This is a genomic window from Actinophytocola sp. (assembly GCF_035762905.1).
Classification (GTDB): Bacteria; Actinomycetota; Actinomycetes; order Mycobacteriales; family Pseudonocardiaceae; genus DASYTH01.
This window is the reverse complement of the sequence record NZ_DASUCC010000109.1, coordinates 15,980-33,670: the sequence shown is the minus strand read 5'-3', so window position 1 is coordinate 33,670 and position 17,691 is coordinate 15,980. Positions and strand designations below refer to the sequence as shown.

General features: G+C 71.3%; 15 protein-coding genes. 10 read left to right on the top strand and 5 right to left on the bottom strand.

Annotated elements, in window-relative coordinates; translation table 11 throughout:
• Nucleotides 1-9: 9 nt before the first annotated feature.
• Nucleotides 10-1,173 (top strand): FAD-dependent monooxygenase, encoded by a 1,164-nt coding sequence (locus VFV67_RS23520; RefSeq protein ID WP_326472788.1) that lies wholly within the window; start codon nucleotides 10-12, stop codon nucleotides 1,171-1,173.
• Here VFV67_RS23520 and VFV67_RS23515 read toward each other — a convergent pair.
• The gene (locus VFV67_RS23515; RefSeq protein WP_326472787.1) at nucleotides 1,161-3,983 is read right to left on the bottom strand and encodes a BTAD domain-containing putative transcriptional regulator; all 2,823 of its coding nucleotides are present in this window, start codon (nucleotides 3,981-3,983) and stop codon (nucleotides 1,161-1,163) included. The two genes, VFV67_RS23520 and VFV67_RS23515, sit on opposite strands and share 13 nt — an antisense overlap.
• A gap of 228 nt (nucleotides 3,984-4,211) precedes the next feature.
• Here VFV67_RS23515 and VFV67_RS23510 point away from each other — a divergent pair, with 228 nt between their 5' ends.
• Nucleotides 4,212-4,991 carry an SAM-dependent methyltransferase gene (locus VFV67_RS23510; protein ID WP_326472786.1) on the top strand — a complete coding sequence of 260 codons (780 nt, stop codon included), beginning with the start codon at nucleotides 4,212-4,214 and terminating at the stop codon, nucleotides 4,989-4,991.
• Nucleotides 4,992-5,041: 50 nt separating this feature from the next.
• Here VFV67_RS23510 and VFV67_RS23505 read toward each other — a convergent pair whose 3' ends face one another.
• From VFV67_RS23505 to VFV67_RS23495, 3 genes are all read right to left on the bottom strand, one after another.
• Nucleotides 5,042-6,580, bottom strand: coding sequence for a carboxylesterase/lipase family protein (locus VFV67_RS23505; protein ID WP_326472785.1), 1,539 nt, complete (start codon nucleotides 6,578-6,580; stop codon nucleotides 5,042-5,044).
• Nucleotides 6,581-6,711: 131 nt separating this feature from the next.
• Entirely contained in the window at nucleotides 6,712-6,846 is a 135-nt protein-coding gene (locus VFV67_RS23500) for a hypothetical protein (protein ID WP_326472784.1), read from the bottom strand.
• A 91-nt stretch (nucleotides 6,847-6,937) separates the two neighbouring features.
• Complete coding sequence (locus VFV67_RS23495; protein ID WP_326472783.1) at nucleotides 6,938-7,219, bottom strand: hypothetical protein; 282 nt, start codon at nucleotides 7,217-7,219, stop codon at nucleotides 6,938-6,940.
• A 161-nt stretch (nucleotides 7,220-7,380) separates the two neighbouring features.
• Here VFV67_RS23495 and VFV67_RS23490 point away from each other — a divergent pair, with 161 nt between their 5' ends.
• The 7 genes from VFV67_RS23490 (at nucleotide 7,381) to VFV67_RS23460 (ending at nucleotide 14,961) form a co-directional block, all read left to right on the top strand.
• A complete protein-coding gene (locus VFV67_RS23490) occupies nucleotides 7,381-8,568 on the top strand; it encodes a cytochrome P450 (protein ID WP_326472782.1) in 1,188 nt (395 codons plus the stop codon).
• Nucleotides 8,569-8,593: 25 nt separating this feature from the next.
• A complete protein-coding gene (locus VFV67_RS23485) occupies nucleotides 8,594-9,766 on the top strand; it encodes a metallophosphoesterase (RefSeq protein ID WP_326472781.1) in 1,173 nt (390 codons plus the stop codon).
• A gap of 110 nt (nucleotides 9,767-9,876) precedes the next feature.
• Nucleotides 9,877-10,284 carry a YciI family protein gene (locus VFV67_RS23480; RefSeq protein ID WP_326472780.1) on the top strand — a complete coding sequence of 136 codons (408 nt, stop codon included), beginning with the start codon at nucleotides 9,877-9,879 and terminating at the stop codon, nucleotides 10,282-10,284.
• Nucleotides 10,285-10,292: 8 nt separating this feature from the next.
• A complete protein-coding gene (locus VFV67_RS23475; RefSeq protein WP_326472779.1) occupies nucleotides 10,293-11,438 on the top strand; it encodes an RNA polymerase sigma factor in 1,146 nt (381 codons plus the stop codon).
• Nucleotides 11,439-11,527: 89 nt separating this feature from the next.
• Nucleotides 11,528-12,028 carry a hemerythrin domain-containing protein gene (locus VFV67_RS23470; RefSeq protein ID WP_326472778.1) on the top strand — a complete coding sequence of 167 codons (501 nt, stop codon included), beginning with the start codon at nucleotides 11,528-11,530 and terminating at the stop codon, nucleotides 12,026-12,028.
• A gap of 138 nt (nucleotides 12,029-12,166) precedes the next feature.
• Complete coding sequence (locus VFV67_RS23465; protein ID WP_326472777.1) at nucleotides 12,167-12,943, top strand: DUF6292 family protein; 777 nt, start codon at nucleotides 12,167-12,169, stop codon at nucleotides 12,941-12,943.
• On the top strand, nucleotides 12,940-14,961 hold the full coding sequence (locus VFV67_RS23460; RefSeq protein WP_326472776.1) for a SpoIIE family protein phosphatase: 2,022 nt from the start codon (nucleotides 12,940-12,942) through the stop codon (nucleotides 14,959-14,961). Before VFV67_RS23465 ends, VFV67_RS23460 begins: the two co-directional genes overlap by 4 nt.
• Nucleotides 14,962-14,978: 17 nt before the next feature.
• On the opposite strand, the gene VFV67_RS23455 is transcribed toward VFV67_RS23460, so the two are convergent.
• On the bottom strand, nucleotides 14,979-16,709 hold the full coding sequence (locus tag VFV67_RS23455; protein ID WP_326472775.1) for a discoidin domain-containing protein: 1,731 nt from the start codon (nucleotides 16,707-16,709) through the stop codon (nucleotides 14,979-14,981).
• Between the two features lie 322 nt (nucleotides 16,710-17,031).
• On the opposite strand from VFV67_RS23455, the gene VFV67_RS23450 reads away from it, so the two are divergent.
• On the top strand, nucleotides 17,032-17,688 hold the full coding sequence (locus tag VFV67_RS23450) for a PhnE/PtxC family ABC transporter permease (protein WP_326472774.1): 657 nt from the start codon (nucleotides 17,032-17,034) through the stop codon (nucleotides 17,686-17,688).
• Nucleotides 17,689-17,691: the final 3 nt, after the last annotated feature.

Below are 17,691 nucleotides of genomic sequence, written 5' to 3'. Positions count from 1 at the left end.
GGTGGGGTCATGACTGAGAACAAGAGCATTCTGATCTCCGGCGCGAGTGTGGCCGGGCCGGCCCTTGCGTACTGGCTGCGGCGCTTCGGGTTCAGCCCGACCGTGGTGGAGCGCTCCCCCGCGCTGCGCGAAGGCGGTGCCGCGGTGGACTTCCGCGGCGCGGTCCACCTGACCGTGCTCGAGCGGATGGGTCTGCTCGAGGAGATCCGCCGGCACCGGACCAGCCCCAAGCCGTGGGTGTTCGTCGACGCCGCCGGCCGGCCGAAGGCGGAACTGCCCGCCGACTTCGCCGGCGGTGAGGTGGAGATCCGGCGCGGCGACCTGTCCCGGATCCTCTACCAGGCGTCCTGTGACGGTGCCGAGTACATCTTCGGCGACTGGATCACCTCGCTGACCGAAACCGCCGGTGGCGTCGAGGTCACCTTCCGGCACGGCCCGCCGCGCAGGTTCGACCTGGTGGTGGGCGCGGACGGGATGCACTCCGGGGTGCGGGCGCTGGCCTTCGGGGACGAGTCGGAGCTCTGCCGGTTCATGGGGTTCCACTTCGCCAGCTGCAACGAGGCGCACCGCTGGACGGACGAGGAGAACGTGCTGGTGTACAACGCGCCGGGCCTGATGGTCGCCCCCGGTCTGTTCGTGTTCCGGTCCGGCCCGCTCGACTACCAGCGCTACGACGTCGCGGCGCAGAAGCGGATCGTGGCCGACGCGTTCGCCGGGGCCGGCTGGCGGACGGCCGAGCTGGTCGAGGACATGCTCGCCGCGCCGGACTTCTACCTGGACTCGATCAGCCACGTCCGGATGGAACACGTCGTGCGCGGCCGGTTCGCGCTGGTCGGCGACGCCGGCTATGGGGCGACCATGGGTGGCATGGGCACCGGCCTCGCCGTGGTCGGCGCCTACGTGCTGGCCGGCGAGCTGGCCGCGGCCGGCGGGGACCACCGGATCGCCTTCCCGGCCTACGAATCGCAGCTGCTGCCCTACGCCCGGGGGTGCCAGGGGAACGCGGGCAGGTTCATGGCCCCGGCGAAACGATCGCACATCTGGCAGCGCAACCAGCTGGTCAAGCTGATCACCCGAGGGCCGGTGTCCAAGCTGATCGGGCGGATGGACATGAAGGCGGCGACCGCCCTTGCCCTCAAGGACTATCCGATGCCGGTGGCTCAGGGCAGGTGACCCAGCCGGGCCAGCCCGGCCGCGGCGCCGGCGGCCGCGGCCGGCATCCGGTTGTCCGTGGCCAGATCCACCGCCTCCCGATAACGCGAACCGGCCTCGGCGGGATTGCCCTCGGACTCCGCTAACCGGCCGAGGGCGCTGAGGATCTCCACCCGGGCACCGGTGTTCGCCCAGGTGGTCACCAGGTCCGCGAGGGTCCGCTCCAGCCGGCGGCGCGCGGTGGGCAGGTCTCCGCGGAGCCGGGCGACCTCGCCGAGGCCGCAGTGCGCCAGGGCGACGACGGCCGGCATTCCGGCCCGGCCGGCCAACTCGGCGGCCACCTCGTAGTCGGCCGCGGCCGCCGCCAGGTCGCCACCACGCAGGAGCCGGTCGGCCCGCCGGCAGCGCATCTCGGCCAACTCCTCGGCGGCACCGAGCTGGCCGACCACGTCGAGCGCCCGGTCGGTGAGCTCAAGGGCGCGCGACACCGCCCCCGCATGGTCGGCGAACATCGCCAGCGCGTCGAGCGCCTGGGCCACGCCCCACCGGTCCCCGGTGCCACGGAACAGATCGAGCGCCGCACCGCACTCCCGTTCGGCATGGCCGGCGTCGCCACCGCGGTACCAGCCGGCGAAGCCCATGCCGAACCGGATCAGGGCCTGCACCCACCGGTCCGGGGTGCCGGCGAACCACTCGTTCAGCGGGGTGAGCGGGGCGTCCGGCCCGGGTGGACCGGCCAGCAGCGCCGAGCCCACGATCGCGTAAACCTGGCGTACCGGGCCCGGCATCGTCACGATGATCTCCATCGCCCGCTCGATGCTCGCCTGCGGTCCGCCGGCCCAGAGCACGCACAGCACGAACTGCTCGCCGGCGGGGTCGGCCCGTTCCAGCAGCTCGGCGGCAAGCGGAGCGATCTCGCGCCGAACCCCGCGCAGGTACCAGTACCAGGACGCCGCGCTGACCAGTTCGAGAGCCAGGCCGGGGTCGGCGCGCACCGCCCAGCGCAGCGCGGCGCCGATGTTGCCGTGCTCGGCGGTCAGCGTGGCGAGCCAGGTGAGCTGCTCGGCGCGGCGCAGGTGCGGATCGGCGGTGGCCGCCAGGTCGCGGAAGTACTCCGCATGGGCCCGGGCGATCCGGTCCCGCTCGCCGGCGTCGGCGAGCCGCTCGGCGCAGAACTCCCTGATGGTGTCCAGCATCCGGTACCGGCCACCGTCCACTTCGGCCAGTGACTTGTCCACCAGCCCGGCGAGCAGATCGTCGGCGCGGTCCTCGGGCATCCCGCAGACCTGCGCTGCCGACGCGGCCGTGGCGCCGCCGGCGAACACGGCAAGCCGCCGCGCCAGCATCCGCTCGTCGGAGCTGAGCAGGTCCCAGCTCCACTCCACCACCGCCCGCAGCGTCTGATGCCGCGGCGGCGATACCCGGGAACCCTTTGACAGCAACCGGAACCGATCGTCCAGCCGAGCCTCGATCTCGGCCGTGGTCAGCGTGCGCAACCGGGCGGCGGCCAACTCGATGGCCAGCGGCAGCCCGTCGAGCGCCGCGCAGATCCGCCGGACCGCGTCGTCGCCGGCGAACCCGGGCCGCACGGCCGCGGCCCGGTCGGCGAACAGCGTCTCGGCCCACTCGATCTCCAGTGCCGGCAGGGGATGCAGCGACTCGCCGGTGATACCGAGCGGCTCCCGGCTGGTGGCCAGGATCCGCAGCCGCGGGCAGCCGGTCAGCAGCCGCTGGGCCAGACCGGCGGCCTCGGCGATCACATGCTCGCAGTTGTCGAGCACCAGCAGCACCGGCCGGTCGGCCAGCGCCGCGACCAGCCGTTCGACGATGTCCGGCGCACCGTCGGGGGACGGCAGCAGCGCCGCCTCACGCAACCCGAGCGCGCCCATGACCGCGGGCGCCGGATCGGTGACCGCCGACAGGTCCACAAAGGACACGTCGCCGGGCACCCCGCCGGCCGCCTCGACCGCCAGCCGGGTCTTGCCGGCACCGCCGGGCCCGGTCACGGTGACCAGCCGCGCCGTGCCGAGCAGCGCCCGCACCCGCACCAGATCCGCCGTCCGCCCGACGAAGCTGGTCAGCGCGGCGGGAAGCCGCCGGCCGGCCGAGGCCGAACCGCGCAGCACGGCCAGGTGCACCTCGGCCAGTTCCGGTGACGGATCGGCGCCCAACTCCTCGGCCAGCTGCCGCCGGCCCTCCTCGAACACCGCGAGCGCCTCGCCCTGCCGGCCCGTGCCGTACAACGCCCGCATCAGCAGGCCACGCAGCCGTTCCCGCAGCGGGTACCCGGCAACCAGCTCGCGCAACTCGGCCACCGGGTAGTCGCCGAGCGCGAGTCCCGCCTCCGCGCGGTCCTCGACGGCCGTCACCCGCAACTCCTCCAGCCGGGCGGCCGCGGCCGCGGCGAACGGCGCGCCGGTCACATCGGCAAGGGCCGGACCGCGCCACAGCCCCAGCGCGTCCCCCAGCACCGCCGCCGCGCCGGCATGATCACCCGCCGCCAGCGCCCGCCGACCGGCCCCGACCAGCCGCTCGAACCGCAGCGCGTCCACATCGTCGGGATCGACGGCCAACCGGTAGCCGGCCGGCACGAGCTCGATCAGTCCGCCGAGCCGGCCGCGCAGCCGCGAGACCTGCGACTGCAAGGCATTGCCGGCATCGCCGGGCCGGTCCGCACCGTACAGGCCGTCGACCAGCCGGTCCGTGCCGACCACCCGACCCGCCTCCAGCAGCAACATGGCCAGCAGCGACCGCGGCCGCGGCCCGCCGACGGCAACCAGCTCGCCGTCGGCCGAGCGGACCTCCAGCGGACCGAGGATGCCGAACCACACGATCTCCCATTCTGGCCGAGTGGCGATCAGCCCCGCCGGCGGCCACCTCGATCGAAGTCCAGGGCCGGCCGTGGATGAGGCACCCGCGAGTCGATCCGAGTGCCGGTAGTCCATCAGGGGTACAGTGGCCGCGGGCGGGGTTTGGCCCGCATTGGGCATGCTCCTTCCGCCGGACGAATGGCGTTGCACTGAATGGCTCGTCCCAAGCAGACCGGTCCAGGACAGAACATGCCCGCCCGCCCGAGCGTGGCTCGCACCACCGACTACTGGCTCGGTGGCTGCCACCACGGCCAATCCGACCGCGCTCTTGCCGATCATGCCGCGATGGTGGCTCCGCAGATCCCGTATCTGGTCCGGGCGCAACGCGCCTTGCTCGGCCGCATCGTGCGCTACCTGCTCGGGCAGGGGGTGCGGCAGTTCCTCGACCTCGGGTCCGGGATCCCCACCCGGGGACACGTGCACGAGATCGCTCAGGACAGCCAGTCTCCGGCGCGGGTGGTCTACGTCGACAACGACCCCGGTGTGGCGGCCGATGGCCAGCAGATCCTCGCCGGACACGCCGACGCGGCCTACCTCGCCGTGGATCTGCTCAAACCGGAGCGGGTGCTCGACGATCCACACACCCGGCGCCTACTCGACTTCGGGGCGCCCATCGCCGTACTGGCCATCGCCACGATCCAGCAGATCCCGGATTCCGACAACCCCGCCGGCGCGCTCGCAACCTACCTGGATGCCGCATGTTCCGGCAGCTTTCTGGCGTTGTCGCACAACAACCCGGACGAACGCATCGGTTCCTCGATGGAAACCTTCGACCAGATGAACCTCGGCCCCCGGCCCGAGATGTACCCGCGCGACCCGGCCGCGCTCGCCCACTTCTTCACCGGCTTGGAACTTGTCGAACCCGGCATCGTGCCGCTACCGCTGTGGCGGCCCGAGCCGGAAGACCTGGGCAGCATGCAGAACCCGGAGCGGGCACCGGTCCACGTGGGCGTGGGGCGCAAGCCCTGACGCAGGACCCACCACGCGGGCACCCTGCCACGTCACGTGTGGCGAACGGGTCATGCGGTCGGGAGTGACTCCCAGAAGGCGCAGTTGCTGGCCTCGGCGATGTCGATCGGCCTGATCCCGGCCGGCCCCAGGCCGAGCGCGAGCACGTCGTCCGACGAGCGGAACCGGGGCCACTGTGGAAGGTGGGGACCATTCGGGTTGGCGTGGTGGGCGAAGTTGGTCCAGTACTTGACCATCGTGGTCGACAGCTGTTGCTGCTGGGGGTTCAGTGGCGGGCCGAACAGGTTGGGGAACAGGAAGGGAAGCTCGACGGTGTGTGCGGCACCCTCGTCGAAATCGGGCACGTCGACCAGGGGCGGCGCGGTACGGTCGACGAACTGGTATGCGTAGACCGGTACCGGGCGGGGGCGGGCCGTGGCGAGCCGGTAGCTGGTCAGGTGGTCGCAGGTGGACACGGCGAAGCCGGCGTCGGTTTGCACGGTGGCCAGAGCAATGCTGGGAGTCGCGAATCGCGACAGGGGATAACGTTGCAGGATGTGCTCGGCGGCGGGACCGTAGAGCGCCCGCAGCAGGGGACCGTACTGGTCGGCCGGGACCGGCCGGCCGGTCGCGTCGAACTGCAGGCCGACGAAGTGGCGCCGCTCGTCGAGGTTGTTACCGAGCAGCAGCGGGACGTGGTGGAACCGGTCGGTGCGCAGGGCCTCGGCGGGTTGCAGGGGTTGTTCGCGGCCGCCGATCACCAGACCTCCTCCGGTCCAGGCCGCGAGCAGGTCGCCGGCCGGCTTGGTCCGCAGGCACGGTAGATCCGCGCAGCCGGCCCGTGCGGCGAAGGCGATGCCATCCGCCTCGGCCTGCTGGCCGGTGACCAGGGGAATCGCGCAGCTGAAACTCTGGCTGACAGCGCGGTGGAACAGGCCGGCGGCAGCCGGTGAGGTCAGGTGCGCGCAGATGCTGCCGCCACCGGCGGACTCCCCGAAGACGGTGACGTTGTGCGGATCGCCGCCGAACGCCCCGGCGTTGCCGCGCACCCAGCGCAGCGCGGCCCGCTGGTCCTCGAGCCCATAGTTGCCGGACTGGATGCCGGGTCGCTCACCCGTCAGCTCGGGATGCGCGAGGAAACCCAATGCCCCCAACCGATAGTTGGTGGTGACCAGCACGACACCGCCCTCGACAGCCAGTTTGCGCGCGTCGAAGCCGGCCCCGGTCCCGTTGAGAAATCCCCCACCATGCAGCCAGACCATGACCGGCAGCCGGTCGTGCCCCCGGGTGGTGGGTGTGGTTACGTTGAGGTACAGACAATCCTCGTTGACCACCGGGGGGAACCCGCCGCTGCTCGGCTGCGCGCACGGACGGCGCGGCGCGGTGGCGTCCAGCGGCTCAGTCCAGCGGGGCGCCGGTCGCGGCGCCCGCCAGCGCAACTCACCGACCGGCGGCTCCGCGAACGGGATCCCTTGGAACAGGCGGAAGTCGTCCTGCACGACACCACGCACCGGTCCCCGGTCGGTGATCACCAGGTCAGGCGGCCGAACCGGTTCGGCCGCCACGGTCGCGGTCGAACCAACCAGCGACGCGACAACGAGTCCAATCACACCCAGACCCCAGCTCCGGCGCACGTCAGCTCCCCTCGTCGTGGCCCGATTCCCAGCTTGGCACAACCCGCCCCGTCGAAGGAGCCTCGTGTTCAAGTTGGAATCGCGATGAGCCGCCGACTACCCGTGCACTATCCCGTGATCGGCCTTTCCGGCGTGTTGGCGGCGGCGACGATGTCCATTTCGGCGGCACCGAAGAGGTTGCCGGCCGTCGCGGGCTTGAAGATGTCGCGGCAGGTGCCGCAGACGGTTGCGCGGACGGGCATCTGGATCGAGTCGCGGTCGTATCGGGGGTGTGGGTGGTCGTGGAGCCAGTCGGCGAATGTGCCGAACTGCCAGTAGGGGACGCGCGGGTCGTCAGGATCTGCCCACCGTGCTGGCCGAGCGGATCATGCGACCGATCGGTGCGTCCGAGTCGTGGTCCTGGCAGTTCGTCACGCCCGAATACAGCCGTTCGATCCCCGGCGGGTTGAGGAACGCCATCGACTGGCGGTGCTCAGCTTCTGCAATGCCCGGCAAATGACCGCCCCCGAGGCCTACATCCGGTACACGTCGGAGCTGTTCCCCGGTGACGGCGAGGTCACCGACCAGTCCACCGCAACCTTTCTGGCCGCCTTCATGGCAGAGTTTCGCGATCACATCGTCCGGGTCCTGACCGTGTTGCCCCGTCGGCGTCGCGAGTCGGCTCCGGCGGGAGCCCGGTAACGGCATCATCCTCGGCGACGTCCACGCCGCGACCCATCGCCACCGTCAACTGACGCTATGGTGGGATTTTGCGTCGGTTGGGGTTGCGGAGGGCTGTGCTCGTGGTCGTCGCGTATCCGTTCGACACGCTGGCCGGATCGGATGTGGAGCCGGAAGGGCTTGACCTGTTGGCGCAGGGGCCGGTGACGCGGGCGCGGTGGAACGGGGTCGAGGTATGGCTCGCGTTGGGCTATCAGGTGGTTCGTCAGGTGCTGGCCGATCCGCGGTTCAGCCGTGCGGCGGCCGCTGTCGCCGGTGGTCCGGTGGCCAGCCCGGCCGGCACCAATCCCGAGTTTCTGATCAGCATGGATCCGCCCCGGCATACCGCGATCCGCCGGCTGATGGCCGCGGCGTTCTCACCGCGCCGGGTCGACGGCTTGGCACCGTGGATCCGGCGGCTGACCGAGGAACTGCTGGACGGCGTCGCCGCCAACGGCCGGCCCGCGGATCTGGTCGAACTGTTCGCCGAGCCGTTGCCGGTCATGGTGATCTGCGAGCTGCTCGGTGTTCCGGTGGGAGACCGCGCGCTGATCCGGCAATGGGCCGGAACGCTGGTCGCCGATACCGCGTACACGCCCGCGCAGATCGCCGAAGCCATGGGACAGGTCAATGCCTACCTCGACGAGTTGATCGCGATCCGAAGGCGGGACCCGGACGACGCCTTGATCTCCGCGCTGATCCAGGCCAACGACGACGGCCGGCACCTGAGCGCCGCCGAGCTGAGCTCCAACATCCAGCTGTTGCTCATCGCCGGGCACGAGACGACGGTCAACCAGATCGGCAACAGCGTCGTGACCCTGTTCCGACACCCGGAACAGGCCAGACTCCTGGCCCAGCGGCCGGATCTGCGGCCTCGGGCCGTCGACGAACTGCTGCGGTACTCCCGCCTGTTCAGCTCGCTGCTGCCCCGCATCACGCTGCAGGACCTCACCCTCGGCGATACGAGGATCAGCGCGGGCGATGCCGTCATCCCGCTGATCGCCGTGGCCAACCGTGATCCAGCCGCCTTCCCCGACCCAAACCGGTTCGACATCACCAGAACCGGCCCCGCCCCGCACGTGGCGCTCGGCCACGGCCCGCACTACTGCCTCGGCGCCCAACTGGCCCAGCTCGAACTCCGCATCGCGCTCGGGGCGCTGCTCGACCGGTTCCCCACCCTCGCACCCGCCACCGATCTCGCCGACCTCCGCTGGAAACCCGGCCTCGCCATGCGCGCCCTGCACAACCTGCCCGTCACCTGGTGAGCGCTGAGGCGAAGGGACGGCCGGGATGGCACAGACCGAGGAGCGCACGCGGGCCCGACGATCGGGGCGGCGCGGTCGGTTTCTGATCGTCGTGCTCACCGCCCTGGTGCTGCTGTTCGGTGTTCCGTGGTGGACCGTGGTGTTCGGACCGGACTGGCCGATTCCGGTACTGGTGGTGGGCACGGTCGCCTTCGCCTGCGCGGCCATCGCTTTTCCGGTGCTGATGTATCTGGGTCACGGCCGGCGCCGGACGGACTGGGCGGCCCGGATCGGCGACACCCTGCTCGGGGTGATCTGGGTGCTGTTCGCGTGGTCGCTGATCGGCACCCTGGCCCGCGGCGTCCTCGCGGTGTTCGGCATCGGCGACCATGGCCGGACCGTGGCCCTCGGCGTGCTCGCCGTGGCCGCCGTTCTCGTGGTCTGGGGCTGGTTCGAGGCGATGCGGGTGCCCCGGATCAGGACCGTGCAGGTCCGGATCCCGCGTCTGGGACCGGGTCTGGACGGCACCCGGGTCGTCGTGCTTGCCGACACCCACTTCGGCCCGATCGACCGCACCCGCTGGTCGACCGCCCTCGCCGCCGCGGTCAACCAACTCTCCCCCGACATCGTCTGCCACGCCGGCGACATCGCCGACGGCACCGTGGCCAGCCGCCGCTCCCAGGCCGCGCCGCTGCGCACCATCACCGCGCCGCTTGGCAAGGTGTTCGTCACCGGCAACCACGAGTACTTCGGCGAGACGGCGGCCTGGCTCGACCACCTCACCGAACTGGGCTGGCAACCACTGCACAACCGGCACATCGCGCTCGAACGGGGCGGCGACCGGCTCATCCTGGCCGGCATCGACGACGCCACCGCCAAGGCATCCGGACTCCCCGGCCACGGCGCCGACCTCCCCGCCGCCCTCGCCGGCGCCGACCCCGACCTGCCCGTGCTGCTCGTCGCCCACCAGCCTCGGCAGGTCACCGCCGCCGTGGCCGCCGGGGTCGACCTCCAGGTCTCCGGGCACACCCACGGCGGACAGATCTGGCCGTTCCACTATCTCGTCCGCGCCGACCAACCTTCGGTCTCCGGCCTGACCCGGCACGGCGAACGCACCCAGCTCTACACCAGCCGTGGCGCCGGTTTCTGGGGACCACCGCTGCGCATCTTCGCCCCCAGCGAGATCAGCCTGCTCATCCTGCGCACCGCCCACCGGTAGCCACGCGGTCCGGTCGAGCCAGCTCACCTCGATGTCGAGAACCGGTGGCCGGCTGCGTCCCCGGTGTGCGCGCGACCAGAATGGGTCGCCTCAGCACCAAGGAGATCACGATGGCCAAGTACCTGCTGCTCAAGCACTACCGGGGTGCCCCGGCCGCGGTCAACGACGAGCCCATGGACCGGTGGACGCCGGAGGAGATCTCGGCCCACATTCGGTACATGGCCGACTTCGCGGCCCGGCTGGAGGGAACCGGCGAGTACGTCGACGGTCAGGCGCTCGCCCCGGAGGGGACGTGGGTCCGGTACGACGGCGAGGGTCGGCCGCCGGTCACCGACGGCCCGTTCGCCGAGACCAAGGACCTCATCGCCGGCTGGATGGTCATCGACGTCGACAACTACGAGCGCGCCGTCGAACTGGCCGGCGAGCTGTCCGCGGCTCCGGGTGCGGGTGGCAAGCCGATCCACGAGTGGCTGGAGGTGCGTCCGTTCCTGGCCGCGCCGCCCACCATCACGGACTGACCGCACGGATGGACGAGGTCCTGCTGCGCAGCCTCACGCCGAGTGTGCTCGGGATCCTCGTCCGCCGCGGAGCCGACTTCGCGGCGGCCGAGGACGCCGTGCAGGACGCGCTGCTCGAGGCGCTGCGCGTCTGGCCGGCCGAGCAGCCGCGGGATGCGAAGGCCTGGCTGGTCACCGTGGCCTGGCGGCGGTTCCTCGACGCGACCCGCGCCGACGCCGCCCGCCGCCGGCGGGAGGACCTCGTGGGCGACGAACCCGCACCCGGGCCGGCCCGCACCGCCGACGACACGCTGCAGCTCTATTTCCTGTGCGCCCACCCGTCGCTGACGCCCTCGTCCGCGGTCGCGCTCACGCTGCGCGCCGTCGGCGGGCTGACCACCCGCCAGATCGCCGCGGCCTACCTGGTGCCCGAGGCGACCATGGCCCAGCGGATCAGCCGGGCCAAGCGCACCGTCTCCGGCGTGCGGTTCGACCAACCCGGCGACGTCGCCACCGTGCTGCGCGTGCTCTACCTGGTCTTCAACGAGGGCTACTCCGGTGACGTCGACCTCGCCGTCGAGGCCATCCGGCTCACCCGGCAGCTCGCCGCCGCCATCGACCACCCCGAGGTGGCCGGGCTGCTCGCCCTCATGCTGCTGCACCACGCCCGGCGCTGCGCCCGAACCGCGCCCGACGGCAGCCTGGTGCCGCTGGCCGAGCAGGACCGCGGCCGGTGGGACACCGCATCGATCGCCGAGGGCGTGCAGATCCTGCAGGCCGCCCTTGCCCGCGACCGGCTGGGGGAGTTCCAGGCCCAGGCCGCCATCGCGGCACTGCACGCCGACGCGCCCACCGCCGAGCAGACCGACTGGGTGCAGATCGTCGAGTGGTACGACGAGCTCACCCGCCTGACCGACAGCCCGATCGTCCGGCTCAACCGCGCGGTCGCCATCGGCCAGGCCGACGGACCCCGAGCCGGCCTGGCCGCACTCGCCGAACTGGACGACACCCTGCCCCGGCACACCGCGGTCGCGGCTTACCTCCACGAACGCGACGGCGACCTGGTCACCGCCGCCCGGCTCTACGCCGAAGCCGCCCACCAGGCATCCGACCTCGCCGAGCGCGACCACCTCACCCGCCAGGCCGCCCGGCTCAACACCCACCAGCGGCGCTGACGGGGTCGGTGCGGGAGCCGGACGACAGGGATTGGCGGCCTTGGCGGCGGGGTACACGGCGGGACACCGGCCCGGAAAGGAGACCCGCCATGTCCACCGACGCGATCGTGCTGCTCAAGAACGACCACAAGGAGATTCGCAAGCTGTTCCGCGAGTTCGAGCAGGCCGGCGAGAATGCGAAGGCGACGAAGGGAAAGATCGTCGACCGGATCCTCGAGGCGCTCACCGTGCACACCTACATCGAAAACGAGTGCATGTACCCCGAAGTCCGCAAGCTCGTGCCGGACCTCGAGGACGACGTGCTGGAGTCCTATGAGGAGCACCATGTCGCCGACGTGCTGTGCATGGAGCTGGCCGCGATGAAACCCGATGACGAACGGTTCGACGCCAAGACCACCGTGCTCATCGAGAGCGTCACGCACCACATGGACGAGGAGGAGCAGGACTGGTTCCCCAAGGTGCGCGCCGCGCTGGGCCGTAAGCAGTTGCAGGACATGGGCGCCCGGATGCTCGAGCTGAAGGACAAGGCGCCGCGCAAGCCGTCCCAGCCCAGCGCGCTGAAGAAGGCCGTCGACGCGGTCCTCGCCTGAGCGGTCCCGGCCGCGTGCTCCGGCGAACGGGCCGCGGCGTGACCCGATCGTGGCCGCTGCGCGGGGTTACCATCGTAAGACGGTGCGTCAGGAAGCCGGCGCTCCGCGGCCCTCGCATCGATCGGCGTGGAGACGGGTGTGGATCCGGGTATCGATGGTGCCCTCGCCAGTGGTTTGCGTCATTACGTCGCCCTGGTGGCCGAGGCGATCGAGTTGAGCGGGCCGGGTTGGACCGTGCAACTCGACTCACCGGTCAGCGTCTACCTCCCGCTGGATGCGCGCCTGCCCGCGTTCCCCACCCGGGACACCGCGCTGGTCTGGCACGAGTTGCACGGCTGGGCGCTTGCCGTGGAAACCGGCGAGGACCGCATGGTCGTGGCCTACCACGGACTCGATGTGCTGCCCCCACCGCACGAGGTCGCCGAGTTCACCACCCGCCTGCTCACGGCCACCACCCGCGGGCCCGGCCCCGGCAACCCGCCCCACCTCCGCGCCCCCGACGACGCCGGACTGACCCGCAGGCTGGCCGCCTACCTCGACCCCCGGTCCGCGCCGTCCCCGCTGTCCACCCGGTTGGTCCGCGACGCCTCGGCAACGGTGCTGCACGTGACCGGCGAGGTCGACATGGCCACCGAGACCATCCTGCTCGCCGCCGTCGCCGAGGCGCTCACCCAGCGACCACCCGTCCTCGTCATCGACCTCACCGACGTCACCTTCCTCGCCTCGGCCGGACTGCACGTGCTCCTCCATGCCCACCGGACCGCCACGAACACCAAGATCCGAATCGTCGCCGCGGCCCCGAACACCCAGTACCCCCTGCACCTGACCGGCCTGGACACCCAACTCACCATTTACCCGACGCTGCGCCAAGCGCTCGCGGACCAGCCACTGTGGAACGGAGCAGACGAACGGTGAACGGCAACCGGGATGAGGACTGCCGGGACGACCACCGCGACGAGAACGACGATTGGTTGGCCGGTGACGCCGAAACGGTGCGGACCGTGTTCAACCGGATGCCGCGGATCATCGTGGCCTACGAAGGGCCGGACCTGGTGGTCGCGGCCGGCAGCAGGGCGTACCGGCAGTTCGCGGGCCATGCGGACCTGGTGGGCAAGCCACTGCGGGAGGCGCTGCCCGAGCTGGCGGGTCAGCAGGCCTTCGAGTTCATCGAGCACGCGATCGAGACCGGTGAGTCCGCGTCGTTGCGGGATTTCCGGTTTCAGCTCATCGACGAGCAGACCGGTCAGCGCGTCGAGACGTTCTGCGACGCCGACGCGACGCTGTATCACTGGCCGGACGGGTCGATTCGGGGAATCATCTACGACATCGTCGACACCACCGCCGCGGTCCGGGAACGCCAAGCCACGCAGCGGCGGCTGGCCGAGGCCGAGCGGCGTTACGCGCAGGCGCGCGATGTCATCGAGCAGTTGCAGCGGGAGCTGTTGCCGGCCGGGGTGCCGGTGCTGCCCCGGGTGCAGATCGCGGCCAGCTATCTGTTGGCCGACACCGAGACCGCCGCCGGGGGGGACTGGTTCGACGCCGTCACGCTCTCCGACGGGCGGGTCGCTCTGGTGGTCGGCGATGTGGTGGGTCACGGCGTGGCCGCCTCGGCCACGATGGGGCAACTGCGAATCCTGCTGCACGAACGGCTCGCCGCCGGCTGTGACGTCGCCGCCGCGGTGGCGGCGCTCGACACGGCGGCCGGGCGGATCCGCGGCGCCCGGGCGGCCACCGTGTGCGTGGTCGTGATCGACCCGGCCACCGGCGCCCTGGAGTACTGCACCGCCGGTCATCCCCCACCGCTGGTGCTCTCCACCGCCGGAGACGCCCGCTACCTGCCACCCACCGGTGCCGCCCCGATCGGGGTCGGCGCCGCGTTCGGCACCGAGGTCATCGGCACCGATGCGCTGGCCGACGGAGAACTGGTGCTGCTCTACACCGACGGGATCCTCGAACGGCCGGGGCGCGAGCTCGCGCAGAGCACCGTCGAGCTGGCGCAGGCCGCGGCCGACATCGCCGCCGACCGGGCACTGCGCGGCGACACCGAGTTCCCGACCGAGCGGGTGTGCACCCAGACCCTGGAGCTGCTCACCCGGGTCAGCGGACACACCGACGACATCACCCTGCTCGCCGGGCAACTCGTCACCCCGCCACCGCGGCTGGCGCTGCGGGTGGCGGCCAGCCCCGAATCGCTGGCCGGCATCCGCGAACGCCTGGCGGCATGGCTGGCCGGTGCCCACGTCAGCCGGAAGGACACCGACGCGCTGCAACACGCGGTCGTGGAACTCGCCACCAACGCGATCGAGCACGCCTACCTCGACTCCCCCGCCCACCACACCGTCACGGTCACCGTCACGCTCACCGACGCCGGTCTGGTCGACGCCCAGGTCGCCGACCAGGGCCGCTGGCGGCAACCGGTCCCGTCCACCGACCGGGGGCTGGGCCTGCAACTCGCCGAGGGCATGGTCGACACCCTGCACATCGACCACGACCAGCACGGCACCACGGCCACCCTGACCCACCGGCTCACCCATCCCGCCACCCTGCTCACCGCCGGCAACATGACCGGGAGACCGCCCGCCCGACCCCCTTCGCACAACGGTCCGCTGCTCGTGCTGGACCAACCCTCGGCACCGCGACCGCGGATCCGCATCGACGGACCCATCGACGCCGCAACCGTCACCGAGTTCGATCAAGCCATCCGCACCGCGGGCGCCACCGGCTCCCGCTCGCTGACCCTCGATCTGACCGAGGTGACCCACCTGGCCAGTGCCGGAATCGCGGTCCTGCACCAACTGAACGCACTGCACCACGGCAACGAAACCGACCTGCGGCTGTACGCACCACCGGGAACCCCCGCGGACATGATCCTCTCGCTGGTACAGCTGCCCCACCACACCCACGACCCGGACTATCCGGAGACCACCGAATAAGGGGCAGCGCGGGCTTCCTATCGGGTGCCGAGCAGGGAGACCTCCGCGAACCCGAAAAGTGGTGTCGGCCGGCTCGGTGTCACCCGGACGTAGCGGCCGAGGCCGGTGAACTCCGCCCGCTGCACTCGGTCGGGCGGGCGGGCGAGGCTACCGGGGCGGTCCAGGACGGTCACCCAGTCGCGGCCATCGGTGGAGATCTCGACCCGGAACCCGCCAAGGCCGAGCACCCGTTGGCCGGCGTCGATCCGCACACCGGTCAGCTCGCGGATCCGGCCGAGATCGGCGCGCCACGACGGAGTGCGGTCCAAGGGGAACGCGACCCACAGCGTGCCCGGATCGTCGTCGTTTCCCGCTCCGGCGCCGAATCGCGGGACCAGCCGGCTCGATGCCGACGCCCGCCGGCCGGTCGACAGGTTCTGCGGGATCTCTTCCGCGGTGTAGCGGGTGTAGTTGTAGTGCTTCTTGGTCTGCGGCAACGGCCGGCCGGTCACCTTCGCGGCAAGGTCGCACGGCGCGCTGGCGAAGACGTGGGCCGCCACGCCCATGACGTAGGTGAGGACCTCGGAGCGGTCGTCGCCGCAGATGTCCCCGCGCACCATCCGGCCGTCCACCGGGAAGGTCGCCACCCGGTTGCCGTGGCCGTCCCAGATGCCGGCGATCTCGCCGCAGCCGCGGTTCCAGGCCAGCAGGTGGTCGCCGTAGGTGCCGTCCCAGTTGTGCAGCGGTTCCATGACGGTGCCCCAGCAGCCGAGCGTGCCGCGCTCCTCCTTCCACAGCGTCTGGCCGGTCGCCGAGACCAGGTACAGCGAGTCCTTGCCGTTCTCGGTGGTGCGGTTGACCCGGTCCAGCCCCGCGGTCTCGAGGCCGGGCAGGTCGGGCCGGAAGTCACCGAGGCCGACCTGCTGTGCCTCGACGGCATCCAGGTTTCGCCAGAGCACGGTGCCGTCGGTCCGGTAGGTGTTGGTGCTGTCCCCGCCGAGACCCGCGCCGCCCAACGCGATGTCCTCGCGCCCGTCGCCGTCGATGTCGCCCACCCCGATCGAGTCGGCGTGGTCGGCCATGTCCGCGGTCCACCGGAGCGTCCCGTCCGGGCCGAGGAAGTTGTACCCGGAGACGAGCTCCTGCCGGCCGTCGTCGTCGAAGTCGTGCGGGTACGGCCGGTGGCCGGGGATGCCCCGGTGTGTCCACAGTGGATTGCCGAAGCTGTCCAGCGCCCAGACCTGGTCGTAGCGGTCCTTGAGGACGATGTCCTGCGGCCGTTCGGTGCCACGGAAGTTGGCGATGATGATCGTGTCGTGCGCCTGCGGATGCGGCAGCGGGAACGACCGGACGAACGCTCCGGTGGCACCGTCGAAGATGCGGAACTCGTTGTCCATCACGGCAAGCACGTCGTTGTCGCCGTCGCCGTCGATGTCGTAGATCTGGGCCGGGATGTCGGTGCCGTTGTTGGTGACCCGGGGATCGGGCGTGCCGATCTGCCACAACATGCGGCCGGTCCCGATGTCGTAGGCGGTGAGCGCCTGGGTCTGCCGGCCGATGAACCGGTCGTCGGCGGAGAAGGTGGGCTGCATCAGCACCAGGTCCAGCCGGCCGTCGCCGGTGACGTCACCGAGCAGGGACCGGGCACCGCCCCCGGCCGCACTGGTGTCGAAGCTGGTGACCAGCACGGGTTCCAGCGCGGCTGCGGACGCCGCGGTGGCCGGTGCCGGCACGGGTGCCGCGATGCCGGTGATCAGAACAAGCGCCATGACGATGGCCGGACGACTGCGACGAATCATCGTGTCCTCGCGCTTCCATGGGAGGGCCGGCGGAGGGAAGAGCAAGCGAAACGTTTCACTCGACAGGCCGGATACGGCCCAGGTCAAGGTGACTGTTGAAGCGCTTCGACACGCACCCTCCGGCACCGGACGCGCACTTTTCGGCACTATCGTGGCACTTGGCGGCTCCGGAGCGCAATCGCCGATGCCAGGAGACTCAGCCGAATCGTTTCAATGCCGGAGCCGTGACCGCAACGAACAGAGCCAACAGGGCGGGGATGGCCAGGGGCTCGGGACAGGCCGAACAACTGCGGTGCTGTCGGCCTGGTGGGTGGGGCTGGACGCGTCCGGGCTGCTGTCCGGTCAGACCTGGCAGATCGCCGGCGACCTGCTTGCCGACGCCTGGCCGCCCAGCCTGAGCGACGGTGGCGTACTCGAGTTGCTGAAGCTCTCCGGCGTCACCGTGGCCATGTCGGTTCTGGCCATGGCGGTGGCCTTCTGCGGCGGGGCCTTGCTCGCGTTCCCCTCGGCGAACCTGTCCCGCCTCGGGCGGCCCGGCGGCGGCACCCGCTGGTCGCGCGGGCTGCGGCTCGCCCTGGTGGTCTGCGTGCGCGGACTGCTGATCGTGCTGCGCGCGATTCCCCCGCCGGTCTGGGCGCTGCTGTTCCTGTTCGTGCTGTTTCCCGTGATCCTGCCCGGCGCGATGGCGCTTGGCGTCTACACCGTCGGAGTGCTAGGCAGGCTGATGGCCGAGGCGGCCGAGAACCTTGACGCCCGGCCGCTTCGGGCGTTGCGCGCGCAGGGTGCATCGGAGTTCCAGGTGTTCTGCTACAGCGTCATTCCGGCCGCGGCGCCGAGATTCGTCGCCTACGGCCTGTACCGCTGGGAGGTGACCACCCTGCTGACCATCATCGCCCTGACCCTGGTCGTGGACCTCACCAGCGCGGCGATCCGACGTCAGCTGCGCTGAACA

Coding starts and splice junctions, on each gene's coding strand:
- VFV67_RS23470 (WP_326472778.1), top strand. CDS start 11,528: ATGTCCACCGACGCGATCGTGCTGCTCAAGAACGACCACAAGGAGATT.
- VFV67_RS23485 (WP_326472781.1), top strand. CDS start 8,594: ATGGCACAGACCGAGGAGCGCACGCGGGCCCGACGATCGGGGCGGCGC.
- VFV67_RS23510 (WP_326472786.1), top strand. CDS start 4,212: ATGCCCGCCCGCCCGAGCGTGGCTCGCACCACCGACTACTGGCTCGGT.
- VFV67_RS23520 (WP_326472788.1), top strand. CDS start 10: ATGACTGAGAACAAGAGCATTCTGATCTCCGGCGCGAGTGTGGCCGGG.
- VFV67_RS23475 (WP_326472779.1), top strand. CDS start 10,293: ATGGACGAGGTCCTGCTGCGCAGCCTCACGCCGAGTGTGCTCGGGATC.
- VFV67_RS23455 (WP_326472775.1), bottom strand. CDS start 16,709: ATGGCGCTTGTTCTGATCACCGGCATCGCGGCACCCGTGCCGGCACCG.
- VFV67_RS23480 (WP_326472780.1), top strand. CDS start 9,877: ATGGCCAAGTACCTGCTGCTCAAGCACTACCGGGGTGCCCCGGCCGCG.
- VFV67_RS23500 (WP_326472784.1), bottom strand. CDS start 6,846: ATGCCCGTCCGCGCAACCGTCTGCGGCACCTGCCGCGACATCTTCAAG.